This is a genomic window from Pseudomonas sp. GW823-FHT02C05 (assembly GCF_058797595.1).
The window spans coordinates 1,672,088-1,695,461 of record NZ_JBXAJU010000001.1; the positions used below are offsets into that span (position 1 = coordinate 1,672,088).

General features: G+C 66.6%; 17 protein-coding genes. 3 read left to right on the forward strand and 14 right to left on the reverse strand.

Annotated features, from left to right (window positions below; genetic code table 11):
- Positions 1-59: 59 nt before the first annotated feature.
- The 5 genes from AC1RGE_RS07665 to mdlC form a co-directional block, all read right to left on the reverse strand.
- Entirely contained in the window at positions 60-1,298 is a 1,239-nt protein-coding gene (locus AC1RGE_RS07665; protein ID WP_492584256.1) for an OprD family porin, read from the reverse strand.
- A 138-nt stretch (positions 1,299-1,436) separates the two neighbouring features.
- Entirely contained in the window at positions 1,437-2,912 is a 1,476-nt protein-coding gene (locus tag AC1RGE_RS07670) for an aldehyde dehydrogenase family protein (protein WP_011061755.1), read from the reverse strand.
- A 138-nt stretch (positions 2,913-3,050) separates the two neighbouring features.
- Positions 3,051-3,974 (reverse strand): ketopantoate reductase family protein, encoded by a 924-nt coding sequence (locus AC1RGE_RS07675; RefSeq protein WP_041118691.1) that lies wholly within the window; start codon positions 3,972-3,974, stop codon positions 3,051-3,053.
- A gap of 43 nt (positions 3,975-4,017) precedes the next feature.
- A complete protein-coding gene (locus tag AC1RGE_RS07680; protein WP_015635941.1) occupies positions 4,018-5,409 on the reverse strand; it encodes an MFS transporter in 1,392 nt (463 codons plus the stop codon).
- A gap of 81 nt (positions 5,410-5,490) precedes the next feature.
- Entirely contained in the window at positions 5,491-7,077 is a 1,587-nt protein-coding gene (gene mdlC / locus AC1RGE_RS07685; RefSeq protein WP_492583815.1) for a benzoylformate decarboxylase, read from the reverse strand.
- Between the two features lie 115 nt (positions 7,078-7,192).
- On the opposite strand from mdlC, the gene AC1RGE_RS07690 reads away from it, so the two are divergent.
- Positions 7,193-8,089 (forward strand): LysR family transcriptional regulator, encoded by an 897-nt coding sequence (locus tag AC1RGE_RS07690; RefSeq protein WP_492583817.1) that lies wholly within the window; start codon positions 7,193-7,195, stop codon positions 8,087-8,089.
- 46 nt (positions 8,090-8,135) lie between these two features.
- Here the strand turns inward: AC1RGE_RS07690 and AC1RGE_RS07695 are convergent, their stop codons facing one another.
- From AC1RGE_RS07695 to AC1RGE_RS07720, 6 genes are all read right to left on the reverse strand, one after another.
- A complete protein-coding gene (locus tag AC1RGE_RS07695) occupies positions 8,136-9,461 on the reverse strand; it encodes an MFS transporter (RefSeq protein WP_492583819.1) in 1,326 nt (441 codons plus the stop codon).
- 568 nt (positions 9,462-10,029) lie between these two features.
- Entirely contained in the window at positions 10,030-11,784 is a 1,755-nt protein-coding gene (locus AC1RGE_RS07700) for an acyl-CoA dehydrogenase family protein (protein WP_492583821.1), read from the reverse strand.
- A 59-nt stretch (positions 11,785-11,843) separates the two neighbouring features.
- On the reverse strand, positions 11,844-13,085 hold the full coding sequence (locus AC1RGE_RS07705) for a thiolase family protein (protein ID WP_492583823.1): 1,242 nt from the start codon (positions 13,083-13,085) through the stop codon (positions 11,844-11,846).
- Positions 13,082-14,965, reverse strand: a complete 1,884-nt coding sequence (locus tag AC1RGE_RS07710; protein ID WP_492583825.1) for a feruloyl-CoA synthase — start codon at positions 14,963-14,965, stop codon at positions 13,082-13,084. The genes AC1RGE_RS07705 and AC1RGE_RS07710 overlap by 4 nt, the downstream gene beginning before the upstream one ends.
- A 148-nt stretch (positions 14,966-15,113) precedes the next feature.
- The gene (locus AC1RGE_RS07715; RefSeq protein WP_492583827.1) at positions 15,114-16,562 is read right to left on the reverse strand and encodes an aldehyde dehydrogenase; all 1,449 of its coding nucleotides are present in this window, start codon (positions 16,560-16,562) and stop codon (positions 15,114-15,116) included.
- Positions 16,563-16,658: 96 nt separating this feature from the next.
- Complete coding sequence (locus AC1RGE_RS07720) at positions 16,659-17,489, reverse strand: p-hydroxycinnamoyl CoA hydratase/lyase (RefSeq protein ID WP_492583829.1); 831 nt, start codon at positions 17,487-17,489, stop codon at positions 16,659-16,661.
- 208 nt (positions 17,490-17,697) lie between these two features.
- Between AC1RGE_RS07720 and AC1RGE_RS07725 the strand changes: the two genes are divergently transcribed.
- Entirely contained in the window at positions 17,698-18,186 is a 489-nt protein-coding gene (locus tag AC1RGE_RS07725; protein WP_492583831.1) for a MarR family winged helix-turn-helix transcriptional regulator, read from the forward strand.
- Positions 18,187-18,240: 54 nt separating this feature from the next.
- On the opposite strand, the gene AC1RGE_RS07730 is transcribed toward AC1RGE_RS07725, so the two are convergent.
- Positions 18,241-19,563: an OprD family porin gene (locus AC1RGE_RS07730; protein ID WP_492583833.1), complete on the reverse strand. Its 1,323-nt coding sequence runs from the start codon at positions 19,561-19,563 to the stop codon at positions 18,241-18,243.
- A 330-nt stretch (positions 19,564-19,893) separates the two neighbouring features.
- Here AC1RGE_RS07730 and mhpT point away from each other — a divergent pair, with 330 nt between their 5' ends.
- Positions 19,894-21,105, forward strand: coding sequence for a 3-(3-hydroxy-phenyl)propionate transporter MhpT (gene mhpT / locus AC1RGE_RS07735; RefSeq protein WP_492583835.1), 1,212 nt, complete (start codon positions 19,894-19,896; stop codon positions 21,103-21,105).
- Positions 21,106-21,160: 55 nt separating this feature from the next.
- Here the strand turns inward: mhpT and AC1RGE_RS07740 are convergent, their stop codons facing one another.
- Both AC1RGE_RS07740 and AC1RGE_RS07745 read right to left on the reverse strand, forming a co-directional pair.
- Positions 21,161-22,168 carry a zinc-dependent alcohol dehydrogenase family protein gene (locus AC1RGE_RS07740; protein WP_065364247.1) on the reverse strand — a complete coding sequence of 336 codons (1,008 nt, stop codon included), beginning with the start codon at positions 22,166-22,168 and terminating at the stop codon, positions 21,161-21,163.
- A gap of 216 nt (positions 22,169-22,384) precedes the next feature.
- Positions 22,385-23,356: a bifunctional helix-turn-helix transcriptional regulator/GNAT family N-acetyltransferase gene (locus AC1RGE_RS07745; protein WP_492583836.1), complete on the reverse strand. Its 972-nt coding sequence runs from the start codon at positions 23,354-23,356 to the stop codon at positions 22,385-22,387.
- Between the last annotated feature and the right edge of the window lie 18 nt (positions 23,357-23,374).

The following is a 23,374-nucleotide window of genomic DNA, read 5'->3' on the forward strand; positions in this document are numbered from 1 at the left end:
CTGCTGCGTCGGAATGCCGCCCAAACCGCTCGCAGCCTTCGGCAGCGGCTACAGGGTTTTCAGAGCGACAGCGGGTAGCTGACAATCAGCCGGGTCTGGTCGAAGTCGCTGTTGAAGCTGCGTCGGTTGGTGGCGTTGTTCAGCCGCAGGCTGAGGTTCTTCAAGGTGCCGCTCTGCAGGGTGTAGCCGATCTCGGTATCGCGCTCCCACTCATGGCCGTCATTGCCAACCTTGGTGGTGGCGCTGTCGCCACGACCGTAGCGCACCATGGCCAGCAGCCCGGGAATCCCCGAGGCGGCGAAGTCATAGTCATAACGCACCTGCCACGAACGCTCGCCGGCGTTGCTGAAGTTGCCGTTGAACATGTCGTTGCCCAGGGTCCGGCCGCTGCTGCCGTAGACCGACATCCAGGGGCTGTCGCCGCTGACTTTCTGCAACCCCAGGTACAGCGTGTGCCCGGCCCGGGAGGCGGAGAACAGGCCATAGGCGGTGTGGCTGTCGACCCGGCCGATACGCGCGCTGCCATCGTCGCGGTCGATGAAGTAGCCCAGGTTCGCCCCCAGGGTCCAGTCCCCCAGCGGTTGCTTGTGCAGCAGGTTGAAGTAGCTCTGGCGGTAAATGTCTTCCAGCTGCGAATGCCAGACCCCGAGCAAGGTGCGCTGCTGGTTGAAGCGGTATTCGGCACCGGCGTAGTTGAAGCCGTCGGACTTGACCCCGGGCGCGGCCCAGGCCGAAAGATCCTGCATGTCCGAGGAGTTGCGCAGGCTGACGGCACGGTACTGCCCGGCCTGCAGCCCCAGGCCGCTGATCTCTCGGGAGACCAGCATGGCCCCGCGGAAGGTTTGCGGCAGCAAGCGGCCGTCGTCATAACGCAGCAGTGGAATGTCCGGCAGTAGCTCGCCGACCTTGAACTCGGTGGCGGAAATCCGCGCCTTGAGGGCCGCTCCGGCGCGACCGAAATTGTCCACGGCGCGCCCGTCGTCGTGCACCGGCAGCAACTCCGAACCGCTAGTCTCGCGACTGCTGTCGAGCTTGAGGCCGAACAGGCCGATGGCGTCCAGGCCAAAGCCCACGGTGCCCGGGGTGTAGCCGGAGCTGAACTTGAGGATAAAGCCCTGGGCCCACTCCTCGACCTGGCCCTTGGGCGCGTCATGGTCACGAAAATCCCGGTTGAAGTAGTAGTTGCGCAGCAGCAGGTCGGTCTTGCTCCCTTCGAAAAAACCGCTGTCGTCGGCGGCCCAGGCGGGCACGCACAGGCCCACGGACAAGCAAGCCCCCACCAGGGAACGGCACTGCATCGGATGACGGGTGTTCATTATTATTGTTCTCCGCTTTTCATAGGCGCAGCCGTGCCCGACAGGCCGACAAGGGCCCGCGCGCTCACGGATGCTCAAAAGCCCGGCCAGGGCGGCCGGGCGTTATTCAAAGGTGCCGGGTCAGAAGGGATACTGACGCGGCCGGTGCTGCAGGCTGATCCAGTGGTCCCGGGTGAATTCATCGATCGCCCAGTCGCCGTTGAAGCGCCCAAGGCCTGAGTTCTTCTCGCCACCGAAGGGCGCGTTGGCCTCGTCGTTCACCGGCACATCGTTGATGTGGGTCATACCGGCGCGCACCTGCCGGGCGAAGTTCACCCCGCGCTCCAGGTTGCCGGTGAACACCGCGCTGGCCAGGCCGAATTCGCTGTCGTTGGCCAGCTCCAGGGCATGGGCTTCGTCCCGGGCGCGCAGCAGCCCCACCAGCGGGCCGAAGATTTCATTGCGCGCCAGGTCCATGTCGGCACGCACTTCGCCGTACACATGGGGCGCCAGCAGGTTGCCGTTCTGCCCGCCCTCGTACAGTGGCTCGGCGCCCTGCTCGCGGGCCAGGGCGATCTTGTCCTGCAGGCCCTGCAACTGGCGGGCGTTGATCACCGGGCCGATCACTGTGTCCAGCGATTGCGGATCACCCACCTTGAGCTGCTTGACCCGGGCCACGAAGCGCTGGGCGAAGGCGTCATAGAGGCGCTCGTCGACGATGATGCGGTTGATCGCCATGCAGATCTGCCCCTGGTGCAGGAACTTGCCGAACACCGCGGCGTTCACCGCCTGTTCCAGGTCGGCATCGTCCAGTACCACGAACGGGCTGTTGCCCCCCAATTCAAGCGCCACGTGCTTGAGGTGCTCGCCGCCACTGGCGATGCGGCCGATGCCGCGCCCCACCGGGGTCGAGCCGGTGAAGGTGATCAGCGCCGGCACCGGGTGCTCGACAAAGGCATCGCCGATCTCGCTACCGGCCCCCACCACCACGCTGAACACCCCGGCGGGCAGGCCCGCTTCCTCGAAGATCCTGGCCAGCAGCAGGCCGCCGCACACCGGCGTATCGCTGGCCGGCTTGACCACCACCGCGTTGCCCAGGGCCAGGGCCGGGGCGATGGAGCGCTGGGTCAGGTGCAGCGGGAAGTTCCACGGGCTGATCACTCCGACCACCCCCAGGGCGCTGCGGTACACCCGGCTTTCCTTGCCCGGCACATCGGATTCGACAATCCGCCCGTGGACCCGCGCCGGGAAGGACGCCGCCTCCAGGGTGATGGCCCGCGCCGCGCCCCACTCGGCCAGGGCCTTGATCCGCGTGCTGCCGGATTCGCGAATGATCCAGTCGACAATTTCCTCCTGGCGCCGGTCGAAGATCGCCACCGCCTGGTGCAGCACCGCCGCGCGCTGGGACGGGCCCAGGGCCGCCCATTGCGGCTGCACCTGGGCGGCCTTGGCGTAGGCCGCGTCCAGGTCGCTGCGGTTGGCCTGGGCCAGTTCCAGCAGCTGTGCACCGTCGAATGGATTGCTCACCACCAGGGTCTTGCCGGAGGCGCCGGCGCGCCACTGTCCGGCGATGGGTTGCAGGTGCAGATCGCGATAGACCGCGTTGGAATCACTCATGGAAAATCTCCTCATGGAACAGCATTCATAAACCGATGTGTCACACAAAAGCCGGCGTATGCAGGAGCTGGCTTGCCAGCGAAGGCGCCCGCCAGCGCCACACAAGCCCCAAGGCCCTCTTCGCCGGCAAGCCGGCTCCTACGAGGCGGCGCGTTTTTCGATCAGGCGCAGCAGGCCCAGCAGGGTTTCGGTGTGGGGCACAGGCACCCCCGCCTGCCGCGCCCGTTCCAGCACCTGGCCATTGATGGAGCCGATCTCCGTGGGCCGCCCTGCCAGCACGTCCTGCAACATCGAAGGCTTGTGGGTGCGGTGATGGGCAATGGCGAACGCCACACTGTCCAGGCAGCCCTGGGCATCCAGTTCTATTCCCTGGGACCTGGCCACCGCCACCACCTCCAGCACAATGGACCGGGCCAGGGCCACGCCCTCCGGCGCTGCGTCCAGCTGGCCCACGGTGCAGCCGGTGGCGGCGCACAGGCTGTTCAAGGCGGCGTTGAAGGCCACCTTCTCCCAGATAGAGGTCCAGACCTGCGGGTCCACCGCACAGTTCAGCCCGGCAGCGTCCAGCACCGCCGCCACCTCCTGGCTGGCGTTGCGCTCGCGGCTGCCTGGGGCCAGCACCCGCACCATGCCCTGGCCGTGGGAATGCACCTGCCCCGGCCCGACCATGTCGGCGGGCCAGTTGGTCATGCCGATCAGCACCTGCTGCGGGGCCACATGCCGGGACAGCGCCTCGGCATTGCCCAGGCCGTTCTGCAGGGTCAGTACGAGGGTGTGGCCGGCGATATGCCCGGCGACACTGCGCAAGGCACTGTCGGTGTGCAAGGTCTTGGTGAAGACCAGCAACAGGTCGGGGTGCCCCGTGGCCTGCTCCGGACGGCAGGCGTGCAGGCCGGTAATGCGCCGCTCGCCGCTGTCGGTGGCCAGCAGCAGGCCGTCGCTGCGGATCGCCGCAAGGTGCCCGTCGTTGATGTCCAGCAGGGTTACCTGCTGGCCGCTTTGCGCCAGCAGGCCGCCAAACAGCGAACCCATGGCGCCCGCGCCAAGAATGGTGATGTTCATCGAACCTCCTGTTTGAGTGGCCGGTTCACGCACCGGGCCGCGTTCATGACTGGCCCGGCAGGCGCCGGGGAATGTGCCGGCCCACGATCAGCAGCGCCAGCAGCGCCATGACCATCACCGACCCCAGCAGCGTGAGGTAGCCGTTGGCGCCGCCCTGGGTAATCACCAGGGCTCCGGCGAAGGCACTGAGGATCGCCCCCAGGCGCCCAAAGGCCAGGGCCGATGCGGTGCCGGTGGCGCGCACACTGGTGGGGTAGATAAAGGCGCACAGGGCAAACATGGTGGACTGCACGGCGTTGACGAACAGGCCGTGCACGCCGAAGCCGAAGATCAGCAGCCCGGTGTCCTGGTGGATGTCCACCACCTGCAACAGGAAGGCGCTGGCCGCGCCGCCGGCGCAGCAGATCAGCAGCGGCCAGAACGAACCCCAGCGAGTGATGGCCACCGCGCACACCAGTGCCCCGATCACCCCGCCCAGGTTGTAGGCGGTCAGCCCGGAACCGGCCACCGACAGCTCCAGGCCTTCGGACAGCAGCATGGTGGGCAGCCAGCTGAAGGCGCTGTAGACCGCGGTCAGGCACATGAAGAACGCGACCCAGAGGGCCAGGGTGTCACGCCCGTAGCCCAGGGCGAACAAGGCGCGGAAACCACCCTGCTTCTCGCTCTTCTGCTCCAGGGCATCGGTGTAGACCACCCCCGCCGCCATCGGCCGGCCCATGCGCCCGAGCAAGGTGCCCAGCTCGTTCCAGCGCTGGGGCCGGCGCGCCAGAAAGCGCGGCGACTCCGGCAGCGTCGCCAGCAAGGCAAAGCCCAGGACGATGGGCAGGCTGCCGCCGATGAAAAACAGGGTGCGCCAGCCGTACAGCGGCAACACATGGGAGGCGAACAACCCCGCCAGCATCCCGCCCAGGGGCACGCAGACAATGGTGGCCGTCACCGCCAGGGTACGCCGCCGCGCCGGGGTGAACTCGGCCGTCACCGTGGTAGCGCTGGGCAGCGCGCCACCGATGCCCAGCCCGGCGATAAAACGCAGGGCCGCCACCGCCAGCGCATTGGGCGCCAGGCCAATGGCGCAAGTGGCCGCACCGAACACGAAGACACTGGCAATGATCGCCATGCGCCGGCCGAACCGGTCGGCAAACAGACCGGCACAGGCACTGCCGATGCCCATGCCGATCAGCCCGGCCGCCACCGCCGGAGCGAACGCCTCGCGGGTGATGCCCCACTCCTTGATCATCAGCGGAATGGCAAAGCCGATCAGTTGGCCGTCGAAGCCGTCCATGACGATAGACAGCGCCGCCAGCAACACCACCAGCTTCTGCATGCCGGTGAAGGGGCCATGGTCGAGCAAGGTGCCGATGTCGGCGTGGGTGGAACCGGAACGCGCCGGCTGGGGCGCGTCATCTATCACAGCAGTGACCGAAGTCGTGTTCATAACCACCTCTTTTTATTCTTCTGGTGAGTCCGCAGGTTGCGGTTGGCAAGGCCGGGCTCGCGCCCGGCGACAAGGCAGCCCTCAGGGTTCGATGGTCAGGGTCGGCACCTCGATCAGTACCGGGCGGTCGCCCGCCAGGGCCTCACTCAGGGCCTGGGCGAACGCCTCGCGGGTGTTGGCCTGCACCGAGTGCACGCCATAGCCGCGGCCGATGGCGCAGAAGTCCAGGCCGGGCACGTCCAGGCCCGGGGCGTCGCTGACCTGCAGCACACCGGCGAACCAGCGCAGGGCGCCATAGGTGCCGTTCTTGAGGATGATGAACACCACCGGGATCTGGTACTGGGCGGCCGTCCACAGCGCGGTGATACCGTAGTTGGCCGAGCCGTCGCCAATGACCCCGATCACCCGCCGCTCCGGCCGGGCCAGTTGCACCCCCACCGCCGCTGGCAGGCCGAAGCCCAGGCCACCGGCGGCCGGGAAGTAGTAGCTGCCGGGTTCGCGCATTTCCACCCGCTGCCAGAAGGCGCCTACGGTGGAGGTGGACTCCTTGACGTAGATCGCATCCTTGGGCGCCAGCTCATCGATCACGTCGAACACGGTTTCCGGGCGCAGCAGGCCGCCCAGCTCCTCGACCGGAGCAGCCGGCGGCAAGGCCCGGGGCTGCGGCCGGTCGCAATCCGGCAGCGCCCAGACCAGGGCCTGCAGGGTCTCGGCGATGTCCCCCACCAGCGCATCGCCCATGGGCGCACGCGCCGCTTCGCTGGGGTCGCAGGTGATGTGCAGCAGCTCGGTGCCCGCGGGCAGGTAGTCCCCCGGGGCGAACTGGTGATAGCGGAATACCGGGGCCCCCACCACCAGGATCAGGTCATGGTCCGCCAGGCAGCGGCTGATGCCGGCAATGGCTGCCGGCAGCACCCCGCGAAAGCTCGGGTGACGGGTGGGAAACGGGCAGCGCGAAGCGGACGGCGCGACCCAGGCCGGCATACGCAGTTTCTCCGCCAGTTGCACGGCCAGGTGGTTGCTCTGGCTGCCATCCACATCCGGCCCCAGCACCAGCACCGGGTTGCGCGCTGCCGCCAGGCGCTGCACCAGCGAACGCAATTGCGCCGCCGAGGGCAGCCCGGCAGTGGCCACCTGGCGCCGGGCCAGATGCTCGACCCCGGCCGGCGCCGGGCGGGCCCAGTCGTCGTAGGGAATGGACAGGTACACCGGGCCCTTGGGCGCCTGGTTGGCCATGTGGATCGCCTGGCTCAGGGCCCGCGGCACGTCCTCGGCGCAGGCCGGCTCGGCGCTCCACTTGACCAGGGGCTTGGGCAGCTGCGGTGCATCGACGTTGGCCAGCATCGCCTCGACGCCGATCATCGAGCGCACCTGCTGGCCGGCGGTGATCACCAGCGGGCTGTGGGAGTACCAGGCATTGGTCAGGGCGCCCATGCCATTGCCGGTGCCGGCCGCGGCGTGCAGGTTGACGAAGGCCGGCTGGCCGCTGGCCAGGGCGAAGCCGTCGGCCATGCCCACCACCGCGCCTTCATGCAGGCCGAGGATGTAGCGGAAGTCTTCGGGGAAGCCCTTGAGAAAGGGCAGCTCGTTGGAACCCGGGTTGCCGAACACGGTGGTCAGGCCTTGTTGCCGCAGGATGTCGTAGGAGGCGCTATGGACGGTTTTCATATGGACCTTTGCCGCTGCTTTTTAGAATTTGAGTTACTCTTGCAGCCGCCACGAAATTGATCAAATCGATACTATCTCTATTAAAAATAAGACCCGTCTATATCCATGAGGCAGCATGAGCCACATCGATCTGAACCTGATCCGCACCTTCGTCACCCTCTACGAAGCCCGCAGCGTGACCCTGGCCGCCGAGCGCCTGTTCGTCACCCAGCCCTCGGTCAGCTACGGCCTGGCGCGGCTGCGCGAGCTGTTCGACGACGGCCTGTTCAGCCGCACCCGGGACGGCATCCAGCCCAGCCAGTTGGCCGATGAGCTGTACCCGGCCTTTCGCGAATCCCTGACGCGGATCGAGAACACCGTGCACAGCACCCGGCGCTTCGACCCGGCGACCACCGAACGGCGCTTTCGCATCGCCCTCTCCGACCTTGGCGAAATGGGCTTCCTGCCGCTGATCCTGGCGCGCCTGAACCAGCAGGCCCCCGAGGCCGAAGTCGAAGTCCTGCCGCTGCAGGTGGACCAGGCCGGCGAGTGGCTCAGCAGCGCCAAGGTCGACGCGCTGATCTGCCGCAAACCCTTGACCGGCACCCGCAGCCAGGTGCTGATCCGCGAGCGCTACGTGTGCCTGCTCAGCGACCGTCATCCGCGCATCGGCACCCAGCTGAGCCTGGAGCAGTTCCTCGCCGAGCGGCACATCGCCGTGACCCGCACCACCGGCCACGGCAGCGTCGAGGACGTGCTCAAGCAGATGGGCGCCCGGCGCCGCATCAGCCTGCACGTGCCGCACTTCTCGGTGCTGCCCAAAGTGCTGCCCGGCACCGACCTGCTGACCGTGCTGCCAGCGCAGATCGCCCGCCTGTTCACCCTCGAAGGTGGCCTGCGGCAACTGGAACTGCCGTTCCCCGTGGGGGAGTTCGAAGTCTCGCTGCACTGGCATCCCAACAGCGACAGCTCCCCCGCCCTGAGCTGGTTCCGCCAGGCCGTGGCCGCAGCGATCATCGACGGCCAGTCTTGAGGTGACGCCCGCCGCCGTGCAGCGCGACGTCACCCTGGCTACCGGGCTAGGCCAGGGCCGGCTGCGGTTGCGCCGATACCGGACGCAGCAGCAACAGGCAAGCGGCCGCCAGCACGAAGACCACGGCAAACACTGCGTACAGGTGCAGCGGCTGCCAGCCGGCATCCAGCAACACCCCGGCCACCGTGGGCGAGACAATCGCGCCCATGCGCCCGATGCCGATCCCCCAGCCGACCCCGGTGGCCCGTACCGAAGCGTCGTAGACCACCGGTGACAGGGCGTAGAGCCCGGCCACGCAGCCATTGGCGAACAGCCCGATCAGCAGCCCCAGGCCCAGGGCCGCGGCAATCGAGGAGGCCGAGCCAACGAACAGCACCAGCAGCCCGGCGGTCACCAGCATGAACAGCGACAGCACCCGGGTCAGCGGCCAGCGTGAGGACAAGCCGCCGATCAGTGCCGCACCGAAGATCCCGCCGACACTCAGCAGCACCCCGCCAGTGATCCCCTGCTGAGCCGAGAGCCCGGCGGCCACCAGCAGTTTCGGGGTCCAGCTCATGACGAAGTAGAAACCGAACATCACCAGGAAAAACAGCAGCCAGATCAGCAGCGTGGTGCGCCGCATCGGCCCGGCGAACAGTTGGCCAAAACCGCTGCCGGCGCCCTGCTCGCGTACCGCCGCCGCGGGCATTTGCAGCAGTTGCGGATGGCCCAGGCGCCCGGCCAGGCGATTGATGCGCGCCAGGGCATCGGCCGGCCGCCGGGCCAGGAGAAAGTCCAGGGATTCGGGGAGCCAGAGCCGCACCAGGGGGATCACCAGCAAGGTGACGATGCCGCCGAACAGGAACACCGAGCGCCAGCCCCAATGGGTCAGCAGCCACACCGCCAGCAGCCCGCCCAGGGTCGCGCCCAGGGCATAGCCGGTGGATTGCAGGCTGACCGCCAGGCCGCGCCAGCGGCGGCTGGAATACTCGGCGGCGATCACGTTGCTGCTGGCCAGGATGCCGCCGATGCCCAGGCCGGTCAGGCCGCGCAACAGCGCCAGTTGCAAAGGGCTCTGGCTGCCGGCCGAAAGCAGCATGCCGACACCCGACAGCAGCAGGCAGAACAGGATCAGCGGCCGGCGCCCGAAGCGGTCGGCCCAGGGCGCGATAAACAGCGAACCGGCGGCCATGCCGAACAGACCGGCACTGAGCAGCAGACCGATCTGCGCCCCGTTGAGTTGCCACTCGGCGGACACCGAAGCGGCGGTGAAAGCCATCACCAGCACATCGAAGCCGTCGATCATGTTGAGGACGATGCAGATACCGATCGCCAGGCACTGGAAGGAGCCCATCGGGCCTTGATCGACCCGTTGTTTCAGATCACCGTTCATGGGCTCACCTGCCGTTCGGCTGCGGGCCGTAGCGAAATGAGCGACAAATGTTTGCACACAGACAGGTAGCGCGCGCAGGCCAGGCTGCTGCGCGGCATTGAGAGGCCATTCATGACGAAACCCTTTTTTGTTGTTTTTATTGCGCACGGTCAGGAGGGGTCCTGCCATCGCCAGGTCGCCAATAAAGCGCTTAATGGATCCACTAGCAAGAGACAGGTGAGTTGAAAAGGCTGGTCAAAAGGTTCCTGGCCAACCATGACCGGGGGCATTTCCCATAGGGATCAAAAGCTTAGGTGCCGGACAAGGCGCCTGGATTATCGGGCGATTATCGGCCAGCGGCGTTCAACCCAGCGATGCGCTCCCCCACGAAGCGTACTGCCAACCAAGCACGTGGCGAGGGCGTTTGCTCCCGTTCGACCGCGTAGCAGTCGCAAAACCTGAAGCCGTGATCTCCGAGCGGGAACTGGGTGGCCGCCATTGGGGCAGCTGCGCCACCCAGCGGGAACGAGCCCCCTTGCCACAAGGCTTGGTTCGCCCTCGCCAATTGGATCCAATAGCCCGCATCGCATCAGACAAAGGCCAAGGCTGCCCGCGCGCTGCGCACGGCGGTCATCCGCTGTTCGACCTGGGGCCACAGGTAGCTGAAAAAGAATTTCGCCGTCTCAAGCTTCGCCCCACGCTGCGGATCGCCTTCGGGCAAACTGCGCGAGACCCGCGCCGCCCGGGCCCAGGCCAGCGCCAGCAGGCTCAGGCCACACAACGGCAGAAAATCCCCGGCCGCGCGAAACGGGTATTCGGCGTCCTCCTGCGCCCACTGTTTTACCTCCCCCACCAACACCTGCAAGGCCGCGCAGACATCCACCAACCGACGTGCAAACCCCACGCACTCAGGCACCTCGGCGCCCCGCCCGGCTTCGTCGCGCAATTGCTGGAGCAACAGCGCGAACCCCTGCCCCCCATCCCCCAGCACCTTGCGCACCAGCAAGTCGTTGGCCTGAATCTCGTTGCTCCCTTCATAGATCATGGCAATACGGCTGTCGCGCAGGGTCTGCTCGATGGCGAACTCAGCGGTGTAGCCGTAGCCGCCGAAAACTTGCAAGGCGTTACTGGCCTGGCGAAAGCCCTGCTCGGTGAAGTAGGCCTTGATGATCGGCGTCAGCAGGTGCGCCAGCTGTTCGGCCTGCTGCCGGGTCGAGGGTTCGGGATGATGCTCGGCCTGGTCCAGCAGGTGCGCAGCCCAGTAGCCGATGGCGCGCAGGCCCTCGCTGATGGCGCGCAATTCCAGCAGCACGCGGCGCATGGCCGGGTGATAGCGAATCGGGTCGGCGGCCTGGGGAGCGGCTCCGTCGGGCCGCCGTGGCGCACGCATTTGCTGGCGCTCGCCGGCGTAGTCGCGGGCGTTCTGCCAGGCCGCTTCGACATGCCCCAGGCCCTGCAGGCCAACGTGCAGGCGCGCCGAATTCATCATCACGAACATTGCCGCCAGGCCGCGGTTAGCCTCGCCCACCAACCAGCCCTGGGCTGCCTCGAACAGCAGCGAACAGGTGGCGCTGCCCTTGATCCCCATCTTGTGTTCGATGCCGTCGCAGCGCACGCCGTTGCCCTGGCCCTGCTCCAGGCGCTTGGGCACCAGGAACAACGAGACCCCCCGGCTGCCCTCGGGTGCGTCCGGCAACCGGGCCAGCACCAGGTGCAGGATGTTCTCGCTGAGGTCGTGCTCGCCACCGGAAATGAACAGCTTGCTGCCGCTCAGGCGATAACTGCCATCGGCCGCAGGCTCGGCGCGACAGCGCAGCAGGCCGACATCACTGCCGGCCTGGGGCTCGGTCAGGCACATGGTGGGCAGGCTCTGGCCGCTGATGATCGCGGGCAAGTAGCGCTCCTGGAGCCAGGGCGCGCCGTGGGTCTTGAGGCACAGGTAGGCGCCGTGGGCGATGCCGGTGTACATGGCCCAGGCGTGGTTGCTGGCGTAGAGCATCTCTTGCAGCGCTGCGTCCAACAGTTGTGGCAGGCCCTGGCCACCCAAGGCTTCGGCGCAGGCCAGGGCCGGCCAGCCGCCCTCGACATAGGCCCGATAGGCCTCGGCAAAACCCTCTGGGGTGCTGACCTGCCCGTCCGCCCACTGGCAGCCCTGGCGATCGCCGCTAGCGTTCAGCGGGGCCAGCACGCCCTGGCTGAAACGCGCCGCCTGCTCCAGCACCTGCAGCGCCAGGGGCAGGTCCAACGCCTCGAACGCCGGGCTCTGGCGCCACGCTTCGGGCGCCTCCAGCCAGTGTTCAAGGACAAATTGCATATCGCGCAGCGGCGCCTGGTAGCTCCACATGGGGACACCTCATCGAGTAGGAAAACAGTGACCCGCCAGGGACGGCGGGCCGATCGGGCTCAGGCGCGCCACGCCGGGTTTTCGATCAGCAGCGCCATGCCCTGGCCGCCGCCCACACAGGCCGCGGCGATGCCGTAGCGCAGGTTGTGCTCGCGCAGTTGCCGGGCCAGGGTCAGCACCAGGCGCAGGCCGGTGGCGGCCAGGGGATGGCCCAGGGCCAGGGAGCCGCCCTGGACATTCAGGCGATCACTGTCCAGTTCCAGCTCCCGGGCTACGGCCAACACCTGGGCCGCCTGGGCCTCGTTGATTTCAAGGCGGCCAATCTGCGCCAGGCTCAGGCCGCTGCGCTGCAGGAGCAGACGGATCGCCGGGGCCGGACCGATGCCCATGAACTCCGGCGCCACCCCGACCACCGCACTGGCTCGCAACAGCGCCAGGGGCCTGTCCCTGCACGCCGACGCCCGTCCGACCAGCGCCGCCGCGGCGCCATCGACCACCGCGCAGCTGTTGCCGGCGGTCTGCACCCCGCCTTCGTGGATCGTCCGCAATCGCGCCAGGGCAGACAGCTCACTGGGGCGGGGATGGCTGTCCTGGCTGACTGTCTCGACCCCGCGCGGCAGGCAAATGCCGCGCGGTCGATAGCCGTCAAGTTCGAAGGTCTGCTGGCTCACGGCGACGATTTCCGGCGCGAACCAGCCCGCTTGCCGGGCGGCCAGGGCTCGCTGATGGCTGGCACAGGCGTAGTCATCCACGGCTTCGCGGGCCAGGCCGTAACGTCGCGCCAGGTTGTCGGCGGTGGCAATCATGTCCAGCCCCGGCGCCGGGTCGTACAGCGCCTCCCATAAAAAGTCCTTGAACTGCACCGCCGCACCCAGGCGGAAGCCACCGCGATGGGTATAGGCGGCAATCGGGTTGCGCGACATCGACTCACTGGCCACGCACAACGCCAGGTGCACCTCGCCCCGCACCTGCTCGGCCGCCTGGCGCAGCAGCTCGAAACCGGTGGCGCAGATGCGCTGCACCCCCAGGGCCGGCACCGTTTGCCCGACGCCGCTGTACAGGCCGATGTGCCGGGGCAGCAGGTAGGCGTCGAAACTCGCCTGGGCCATGGAACCGGCCAGCACGCTGTCCACCGCCTGCGGATCGATGCCGGCCCGGGCCAGGACCTCGCGCCCGACCTTGATCCCCAGGTCGATCGGCGAGATCCCGGCCAGGTCCCCGCCAAGATCGACCCAGGGCGTACGCAACGCTTCAAGGATCGCCACATCGGCAAACCCGGTGTACTGCCCGGCGCCGGTCATGGCTGAGGCCCGGCGCGCAGGATCGACGGTTCCAGACCGCGATACAGGGCCTCGACCTGCTCGGCGCGCCACTGCAACACCGCGCGCTGGTTGATCGAGCCCTTGTCGGTAATTTCCCCGCGGTCGATGGACGCCGGCTCCACCTGCAAGGCGATCCACTCCAGGCGGCTGGCGTTGCCGCTGGCGTCGCGGTTCAGGCGCTGCAACCAGTCGCCGAACCATTGGCGCACCGGCGCGCTGGCCAGTACCTGGGCGTCGCTGGCCTCGGCGGCCAGCCCCGCCAGCCGCCGGCATTCATACAGGCGCGGGAACACCAGGGCACCCAGGCATTCGCGGTCGGGGGCGGCCACCACCAGGTCCTGGACGTAGGGCGCGCCTTCGAGCACCGCGCGATTACGCAGCGGGCCAACGCTGACAAACACCCCGGACGACAACTTGAAATCCTCGGCGATGCGCCCGTCGAACATCAGCCCCAGTTGCGGGTCATGGGGGTCAGCGAGCTTGAGCGCATCCCCCGAGCAGTAGAAGCCCTGGGCATCGAACACCTCGGCGGTCTGCTGCGCCGCGCGCCAGTAGCCGGGCATGATGTGCGGCCCGCGAAAACGCCCTTCGAGCTTGCCGTCCACCGGCACCAGGCGCACTTCGCAACCCGGTGCCGGCAGGCCGATGTAACCGGCCATCGACAGCGGCCCGGTGGTGAAGGTGCAGGACGGCGCAGCCTCGGTCATGCCGAGCCCGGCCATCATGCGAATGCGCTCGCCACAATGCTGCTCGGCGACCCGGTCCAGGCGGTCCCAGACACTTTGCGAAAGCCCGGCGGCGGCGAAGAAGAACAGGCTGATGCGTTTGAAAAAACACTCGCGCAACTCGGCATCCTGCTCCAGGGCATTGACCAGTTCCTCCCAGCCCTTGGGCACGGTCAGGTAGGCGGTGGGCGAGATCTCCTTGAGGTTGCGCAGGGTTTCGGCGAAGCCCTGGGCCGTGGGCTTGCCGTCATCAAGGTAAAAACTGCCGCCGTTGTAGAGCACGATGCCGACGTTATGGCTGCCACCGAAGGTGTGGTTCCAGGGCAGCCAGTCCACCAGCACCGGCGGCTCTTCACCGAACACCGGGAAGGTCTGCAACAGCATCTGCTGGTTGGCGCAGAGCATGCGCTGGGTGGTGATCACCGCCTTGGGCAACTTGGTCGAGCCGGAGGTGAAGAGAAACTTGGCGATGCTGTCCGGACCAGTGGCGGCAAAGGCTTCATCGGCCTCGGCGCCCGCGGGCTCTGCCAGCAGGCTGGCGAAGCTCGCCTGGCGCCGCCCTGGCACCTGGCCACGCACGGTGATCAGCGGCGTCTCGGGCGGCAGCACCGCGTCGATGGCCCGCTGGTAGGGGCTGGCATCGCTGACAAACACCAGCCCCGGTTGCAACAGGTCGCAGACGTGGCGCAGCTTGGCAAAGTCCTGGGACAGCAGCGAATAGGCCGGCGATACCGGGCAATAGGGAATCCCGGCGTACATCGCCCCCAGGGCCAGTTGCAGGTGTTCGATGTCATTGCCCGAGAGCAGCGCCAGCGGCTTGTCGGCCGATAGCCCATAACGTAGCAGGCCCTGGGCGATGGCCCGCACGCTGTCGAGCATCTGCCCATAGCTGACCCGGCGCCAGTCGCCGCTGGGCTCGCGGGCGGCAATGAAGGTCTGTTCGGGGCGTACCCGGGCCCAGTGCAGCAGGCGATCGAGCAACCGGTCTGGCAAGGGCGCCAGCGGCTCCAGCGAGCGCATGTGCAGCACGCCCTGCTCTTCACTGACGGCCACTGCCGGCCGGCCAATAGACACCTGGCGGTAACGCGGCGGCTCGGCCACGGCTGGGGATGAGGCTCTGAATTGGCAACTCACGTACATGTCCTCCATCAAGGCACGCCTGCGCCGCGCACCCAGGGCGACAGCGGGCAAGCATGGCAGCCGGTGGCTGCGGCCTTGTTATTGTTATGCCTGGCCTGCACACGGGCGGCGGGCTCGAAGGCACCGTGCCCGTGGCGACGGATCAGATCGGGTAGTGCCGTGGGCCGTTCTGCAAGGTGACCCAGCGCAATTGAGTGAAGTGCTCGATCGAGGCCTTGGCGCCAAAACTGCCGTAGCCGCTGGACTTGACGCCGCCAAACGGCATCTGCGCCTCGTCGTGCACGGTGGGGCCGTTGATGTGGCAGATACCCGACTCGACCCGTTGCGCCAAAGCCAGGGCGCGCCCGGTGTCGCGACTGAAAATCGCCGCCGACAGGCCGAACTCGGAGTCGTTGGCCAAGCGCAACAGCTCTTCATCGCCGCTGCCGCGCAGTACCACCGCCACGGGGCCGAAGGATTCCTCGCGATACAGGCGCATGGATTCGGTGACGCCATCGAGCAGGGTCGGCTGCAGGATGCTGCCGTCCAATTGCCCGCCCACCACCCGCCGCGCGCCGCGCTCCAGGGCATCGTCGATCAGCGCCTTGATCCGTGTGCCGGCGCTGGCATCCACCAGGGAGCCGAGCACCGAGTCTTCGGCCTCCGGGTCGCCGGCACGCAAGGTCTCGACCTTGGCCGCCAGCTGGGCGACAAAGGCATCGGCAACCTTGGCATCGACGATCAAGCGCTCGGTGGACATGCAGATCTGCCCCTGGTTGAAGTAGGCACCGAAGGCGGCAGCCTCGACGGCGGCGTCCAGGTCAGCGTCGTCCAGCACCAACAGCGGCGCCTTGCCGCCCAGCTCCAGCAGTGCCGGCTTGAGGTGGCGCGCCGAGAGCTCGCCGACAATGCGCCCGACATGGGTCGAACCGGTGAAGTTGACCCGGCGCACCGCCGGGTTGGCGATCAGGCGTTCGACAATCGCGGCGGCATCGGCCGGGGCATTGCTGATGACGTTGACCACACCATCGCCCAGGCCTGCATCCTGCAGCACCTGGCCGATCAGACGGTGCACCGCCGGGCTCAACTCGGAGGCCTTGAGCACAACCGTGTTGCCGCAGGCCAGGGGCATGGCGATGGCACGGGTGGCAAGAATCACCGGGGCATTCCACGGGGCGATGCCCAGCACCACACCGCAGGGTTGGCGCAGGGCCATGGCGAAACTGCCCGGGACATCCGAAGGGATGACTTCACCAGTGATCTGGGTGGTCATCGACGCTGCTTCACGCAGCATGTTGGCCGCCAGCCGCACGTTGAAGCCGTACCAGTTGGCCATGGCCCCGGTCTCGCCGGCGGCGGCAATGAATTCAGCGCTGCGCGCCTGCAATTGCTCTGCGGCCTTGAGCAGGCGACTGCGCCGTTCGTTGGGGGCCAGGGCCGCCCAGGCGGGGAATGCGGCCTGGGCCGCCGCCACGGCGGCATCGGCATCGTCCAGGGTCGCGGCGGCCACGCGCGACACCACAGCGCCGGTCACCGGGTTGCGGCGCTCGAAGGTTCGACCGTCGCCGGCGGGGCGCGACTGGCCACCGATCAGCAGGGGCACGTCCAGCATGGTGATTCCTCTTGTTGTCTTTGTCGGGAATGCAGCACAGCGGTGTAGCAAGGGTGCGACAAACAGCGGGATGTTCCCGCTGTTTGCCTGCAAGGTTCAGCGTTTATACGCCTGCAGGCCGGGCTTGATGCTCTTGTCGTCGAGGAACTGCTTCATGCCCTGCTCGCGACCGCCTTCGGTGTCCAGCAGGCGCGACTGGTCGAGCTTGGCGTACAGGTAGTCTTCGTTCTGCTCCCAGGTCAGTTCGCGGCAGCGCTTGAAGCCATGCTTGGCGGCACGCAGCACCACTGGGTTTTTCTCCAGCAGGTTGCGCGCCAGTTCGACGGTGACTTCACGCAATTGGGCCAGGGGCACGCTGTCGTTGACCAGGCCCATTTCGGCGGCTTTCTGCCCGCCAAAGGTCTTGCCGGTCATGATGTAGTACAGCGACTGGCGATGGCCCACGGTGTCGGCCATGGCCTTGCTCACCAGGTTGCCCGGCGGAATGCCCCAGTTGATTTCCGAGAGGCCGAAGGTCGCTTCATCGGCGCAGATCGCCAGGTCGCACGCCACCAGCGGGCTGAAGCCGCCACCGAAGCACCAGCCGTTGACCATGGCGATGGTCGGCTTGGCGTACATGCGCAGCAGCTTCCACTGCCACTGGGAAGCTTCACGGCGGATTTTTTCCTGGAGGATCTCCGGGCCGGCATCCACTTCGCGGAAGTATTCCTTGAGGTCCATGCCGGCGGTCCAGGCCTCGCCGGCGCCAGTCAGTACCAGCACGCCGGCGGCCGGGTCCTGCTCCAGGGTTTCCAGCACGTCGATCATTTCCCGGTTCAGGGTCGGGCTCATGGCGTTGCGTTTTTCCGGGCGGTTGAGAATGACCCAGGCGATGCCGTCTTCGATTTCGACCTTGACCGTTGTCCAGCGACCTTCGTAATTGCTCATGGCGATGCTCTCTTGTTCTGGCTTGAAGATGGATCGAAATTAAACCGCGAAATTAGTTATGTCAATTAACTATTAATTGAATTAACCATTTTCTTCGGCCCTGGATAAAATCCTTCTGCAGTGACTGCTAGCACAGGCAAACGTAGCTATCAGCGGCCGACCCCGGCAAACTGGATAGCCTTGTTAACCGACCCAGGATGTTTTTGTCATGGCCAAGCCCGCTCCCCTCGCCGACCTGCGCGAGGCCCCACCCGCCAACGCCGAGGTTCAGGCGCCGCTGGATTCGGCACTGGACGAACTGATTGGCTACGCCATGCGTCGCGCCCAGCTCAAGCTGTTCCAGAACCTGATCGGCCGGCTCTCGGCCCACGACCTGCGCCCCGCGCAGTTCTCGGCCTTGGCGATCATCGACCAGAACCCGGGCCTGATGCAGGCCGATCTGGCCCGCGCCCTCGCCATCGAACCACCGCAAGTGGTGCCCCTGCTCAATAAACTGGAAAGCCGTGCTCTGGCGGTGCGGGTGCGCTGCAAGCCGGACAAGCGCTCCTACGGGATCTTCCTGAGCAAGACCGGCGAGGCCCTGCTCAAGGAACTCCAGCAGATCGCCGCGCAAAGCGACCTCGACGCCACCTCGGCCTTGAGCGGCGAGGAACGCGAAGAGCTACTGCGCCTGTTGAAGAAGGTCTACCAGGACTGAACCCAAGGTGCCGGCACAAGGCCGGCACGCTGGCGCAGCGAGGCGCTTGCGGGCTTACCAGATCGGCAAGGTGTAGAGCACCAGGAAGCGGGTCTGGTTTTCATCGCGAAACGCCGCGCCCGCCGGGAAGTCATTGCGATAGATCGACTTGCGTGCCACCAGCCCGACGTTTTTCAGCGGGCCACTCTGTACCACGTAGCCCAATTCCATCTGGAATTCGCGCTCCTTGCGTTCTTCGGCATTGAAGGCCGCGAGTTCGATGTTGTCGCCACGCACATAACGCAGCCGACTCTTGAGCCCGGGCAAGCCGGACGCCGCAAAGTCATAGTCGTAGATGGCTTGCCAGGTGCGCTCCTTGGCGTTGAGAAAGTCCGAACTCATGGTCAGCTCGCTCATCCCCATCAACTCGGTGCCGGAGATATAGGGCGTGGCCGTATCGCCACTGGAATGCATGTAGCCCAGGCTCACCCGGTGCCCGCCGAACTTGTAGCCCAGCAGCGCCGAGAGGTTGCGGTTGTCGACCCGACCGGCCTTGGCGCTGCCGTCTTCACGGCTGAAAAAGCTGCGCAGGTCGCTGCTCAGCACGCCATTGCCCAAAGGCAAGTTGTGCAGCAGGGCCAGGGTGTCCTGCTGGTAGAGGTCGGCCACTTGCGCGTGATAGGCACGCAGGCTGAGGTCCTTGCTGACCTGGTAATCGCCCCCCAGGTACGCCAGGTGCGAGGTGCTGGCAGTGGCATTGAAACGCCGGTTGGGCGAGGCAATGGTCATGGCCTGGTAGTCGGTGGAGTCGCGCTTGTTGATGCGGTCGATGTAACCGGTGTTGAGGGTCAGGCCGTCGATGTCCTTGGAGCTTAGGGTGGTGCCGCGAAACGTCTGCGGCAGCAGGCGCGACGGGCTGGCAAAGGCGAACGGCAGGAAGATCGAAACATCGCCGGTCTTCACCGTGGTCTGGGCAAGCCGCAGTTTGGCGGTGGGCGCCAGCCGCGAATACTCATCCGCGGCGCGCTTGTCGCTGGCCGAAACCGGCAGCAATTCAGTGCCGCTGCGGTCCGGCGAGGAATCAAGCTTGACCCCCAGCAGCCCGCGCACATCCAGGCCAAAACCGACGGTGCCCTCGGTGAAACCCGATTCCATGTTCATGATGAAACCCTGCGCCCATTCCCGCGCGGCGGTCTTCGCCCCGTCGTCCTTGTAGTCGCGGTCCATATAGTAATTGCGCAGGGTCAGCGTGCCGTGGCTGTCTTCGACGAACCCCGCGGCCCAGAGATGGCCGGGCAACACGCTCAAGCCCAGCAGGGCCAGGGCCAGGCCTCGCTGGTGAGTGGGCACGCAGGAATCTGACGCAGCGGCAACGGCGTTGGTTGGAAGTGTTGGCATGTTCGATGTCCATTTTTTGTTGTTGTTCTAGGCGTTGGGCAAAAGCCTTGCAGCTGGCTTCGCGGACAAAGAATTGAAACAGCCAAGGACTGCCGTCAATCGAAAATGACCGATAATCGAACATTAATAAAATTATCTATTTTATTGATTCACATGAATACAAATTATAATTAATTGTTTTTAAAGGTTTTATTTGTATTTTTTGATAGAAATACGCCGTAATTCATATTTTAGTTATTTTTGTTATCTTAATCCCCGAACCGCCGCATCGGCCACCCAGTGTCGACGCACGGCTCGCCACCACAACAAAAACAACAATGAGGTTTGCCCATGGACAGTCCATCACGTCGTTCGACGCTGACCATTGCTTTGTGCTTTATCGTTGCGCTGATCGAAGGGTTCGATCTGCAGGCCGCCGGCACCGCCGCTGCCGGGTTGCGCCAGAGCTTTGCCCTGGACCCGAAGATGATGGGCTGGGTGTTCAGCGCAGGGATCATCGGCCTGCTGCCTGGGGCGTTCTTCGGCGGCTGGGTGGCCGACCGTATCGGGCGCAAGAAGATCCTGGTCGGCGCGGTGCTGATGTTCGGCCTGTTCTCGCTGTGCACGGCCTACGTCGAAAGCTATTCGGGCCTGCTGCTGGTGCGCTTCATGACCGGCCTCGGCCTGGGTGCGGCGCTGCCCAACCTGATCGCCCTGTGCGCCGAAGCGGTGAGCGAGCAACGTCGGGGCACGGCCATCAGCGTCATGTATTGCGGCGTACCCCTGGGCGGCGCGCTGGCGGCGGTGGTGGCCATGTTCTCCAGTGAACATTGGCAGACGACCTTTATCATCGGAGGCATGGCCCCCCTGCTGGTGGTGCCGCTGATGGCCTGGCTGCTGCCGGAGTCCAGCGCCTTTCGCCAACACACGGCCAGCGCCGGCACCCTCCGTGCCTCCACGCCCCAGGCGCTGTTCGGCGAAGGTCGCGGACGCACCACACTGGCCTTGTGGCTGAGTTATTTCTTCACCCTGACCGTGATGTACATGCTGCTCAACTGGCTGCCATCCCTGCTGCTCGAACAAGGCTTCAGCAAACCCCAGGCGGGTCTGGTGCAGATGCTGTTCAACATCGGCGGCGCCCTCGGCTCGCTGCTCGGCGGCCTGCTGCTGGACCGCTGCAACGGGATCAAGGTGGTGCTTTTTGTGTACGCCGGGCTGCTGGCGGCGCTGGCCGGGGTCGGGCTGTCGGTGGGCATCGTTCCCATGACCGTTGCCGGGTTCGCTGCCGGGCTGTTCGTGATGGCCGCACAATTGGTGCTCTACGCACTGGCACCACCCTCCTACCCGACCGCCGTGCGAGCCACCGGGGTTGGCGCCGCCGTGGCCATCGGCCGCCTGGGCTCAGTGGCCGGCCCCCTGGCCGCCGGGCAGATCCTGGCCGCGGGCGCCGGCACCGCCGGCGTCCTGCTGGCCACCTCCCCAGGCCTGGTCATCGCCGCCCTGTCGATCCTCACCGTCATCGCCCGCGCCGACGCGGCTGGGCAACTCAAACCGGCGCATTGAGCCCGCGCGACAAGGCGGGCCCACGCAACAGACGCAACTGGCCGCGATCCGCGCTTCAGAGGCTCAGGCAGATTTTCCCCAGGTGCGCGCCCGAGGCTTCATGGGCGAAGGCCTTGGCGATATCCGCCAGGGGGAAGGTGCTGTCGATGATCGGTTTGATGCCGGTGGCTTCCAGGCCCCGGACCATTTCGATCTGCTGCTGGCGGCTGCCGACGATCAGCCCCTGCAGGCGCTGTTGCCTGGCCATCAGCGCCGCGGTCGGCACCGGTCCGGCCCAGCCGGTGAGCACGCCGATCAGGGCGATGTGCCCGCCAATGCGGCACGCGTTGATCGACTGCGGCAAGGTGCCCGGGCCACCGACTTCCACCACGTGATCGACGCCGCGGCCGCCGGTGAGCTTGAGCACTTCAGCGCCCCACTCGGGGTGGGTGCGATAGTTGAGGGTATGGTCGGCCCCCAGCTCGCGCACCTTGGCCAGCTTGGCGTCCGAGGAGGAGGTGGCGATCACCGTGGCACCCATGGCCTTGGCCAGTTGCAGGGCAAAGATCGACACCCCGCCGGTGCCCAGCACCAGCACGGTTTCCCCGGCCTTGAGCGCGCCGTCCACCACCAGTGCGCGCCAGGCAGTCAGGCCGGCGGTGGTCAGGGTCGCCGCCTCGGCATGGCTGTAGCCCTTGGGCGCATGGGTGAACCAGTGGCTGGGCTGGATCACCACTTCACGGGCGTAACCGTCGACGCCATCGCCCGGGGTGGTGCTGAAATCGGCGATCGCCGGGCCGCCATCGTGCCAATGGGGAAAGAAGCAGGACACCACCGCATCGCCCACCTTGAACTCGCTGACGCCCTCGCCCACCGCTTCCACGACCCCGGCGCCATCGGCCATGGGAATCCGCCCGTCGGCGGTGGGCAGCGCGCCGGTCACCACGGCGTAATCGTGGAAGTTCAAGGAACAGGCATGGATACGCACGCGGATCTGCCCGGCGCCGGGCTGGCCGGGGTCTGCCAGCTCCACGCGCTTCAGGTTGTCCAGGGATGCCGGCAGGCTGAGCTTGATGGCTTGCATGGGATGCTTCTCCACAGATCGATAATCATCAGGGGGCTAACCCTACCACCAGTACCGGCTATCTGTAGCCGCTGCACAAGGCTGCGAACGGCTTGGGCGGCATTCCGACGCAGCAGACGCAGGTTTTCAGGGCCGCCACAGGCTCGGCTCGAGACCGCCAGGCAAGGCCCTGCGGGCCTTTGCGCAGCTTCGCAGGCTCAGCAGCGGCTATAGCGCTCAGCGGATTGTGTCGCGCTGCGCCACCCTTGCTCGCACAAAACACTGCTCGGTCACTGGCGCGCCCCATTGCTCGCCCTCTTGCTCCTGCACCAGCACAAAGCCCTGTTCCTCATACAACGCGCGCGCCGCATCCAGGCCCTTGAAGGTCCACAGCCGGGTGGCGGCAAAACCCCACTGGTCACAAAAGCCCAGGGCCTCGGCCAGCAACCGCCGGCCCAGCCCCTGGCCGCGGGCGGCCTCATCGAGAATGAAGCAACGCAGGAGCGCCTCGCCGCCCTCGCCCTCCCCATCAATGGCGATGGAACCGACAATCCGTTCCCCCTGCAGCGCCACCCAGACTTCATTGCGCGGGTTGTGCAAACGCCCCATCAATTCGGCCATGTCCCGCGCCACCAGGCTTTCGAAGGGCTGGCCGAAACCCGCCAGATCCGCGTAGTAACGGGCGTGCATTTCGGCGATGCGGCCAATCACTCCGGGCCGGTAGCCACGGGCGATGGAGCAGCGCTCCGGCTGTTCGGGCGCCTCTCCCAGCCGCACCGCACGCAATGCCCGGGCGTAGTCGGCGATGCCCGCACAGGCGCTGCGCTGCTGGGCCGGGCTCAGGTGGGCCAGGGCCGCGGCCACCTGGGCCTGGGCGAAACGGTCGATGCCGGCCAGGGTCTGGCGCCCCCGGGCGCTGAGCTGCAGCTTCTTGGAGCGGGCGTCCTGGTCATGGGCCTGCTCGCTGATCTCGCCGGCGTCCACCAGCTTGCGCACCAGGCGGCTGACGCTGGATTTCTCCAGGCCCAGCAGGGTCACCAGGTCACCGGCGGTCAGGGCATTGCCCTGGCCGATCTCCAGCAATGCATGCACCGCCGAGGGCGGGTAGTCGGTGGCGGCCAGGGTGGCCTGCATGAAGCCCAGCTCGCGGACCATCTGCCGGGAGGCCTGGCGCAGTGATGGGATAAGGGAAGCGGATGAACTCGGCATGGGCGTGACCTCGCAAGT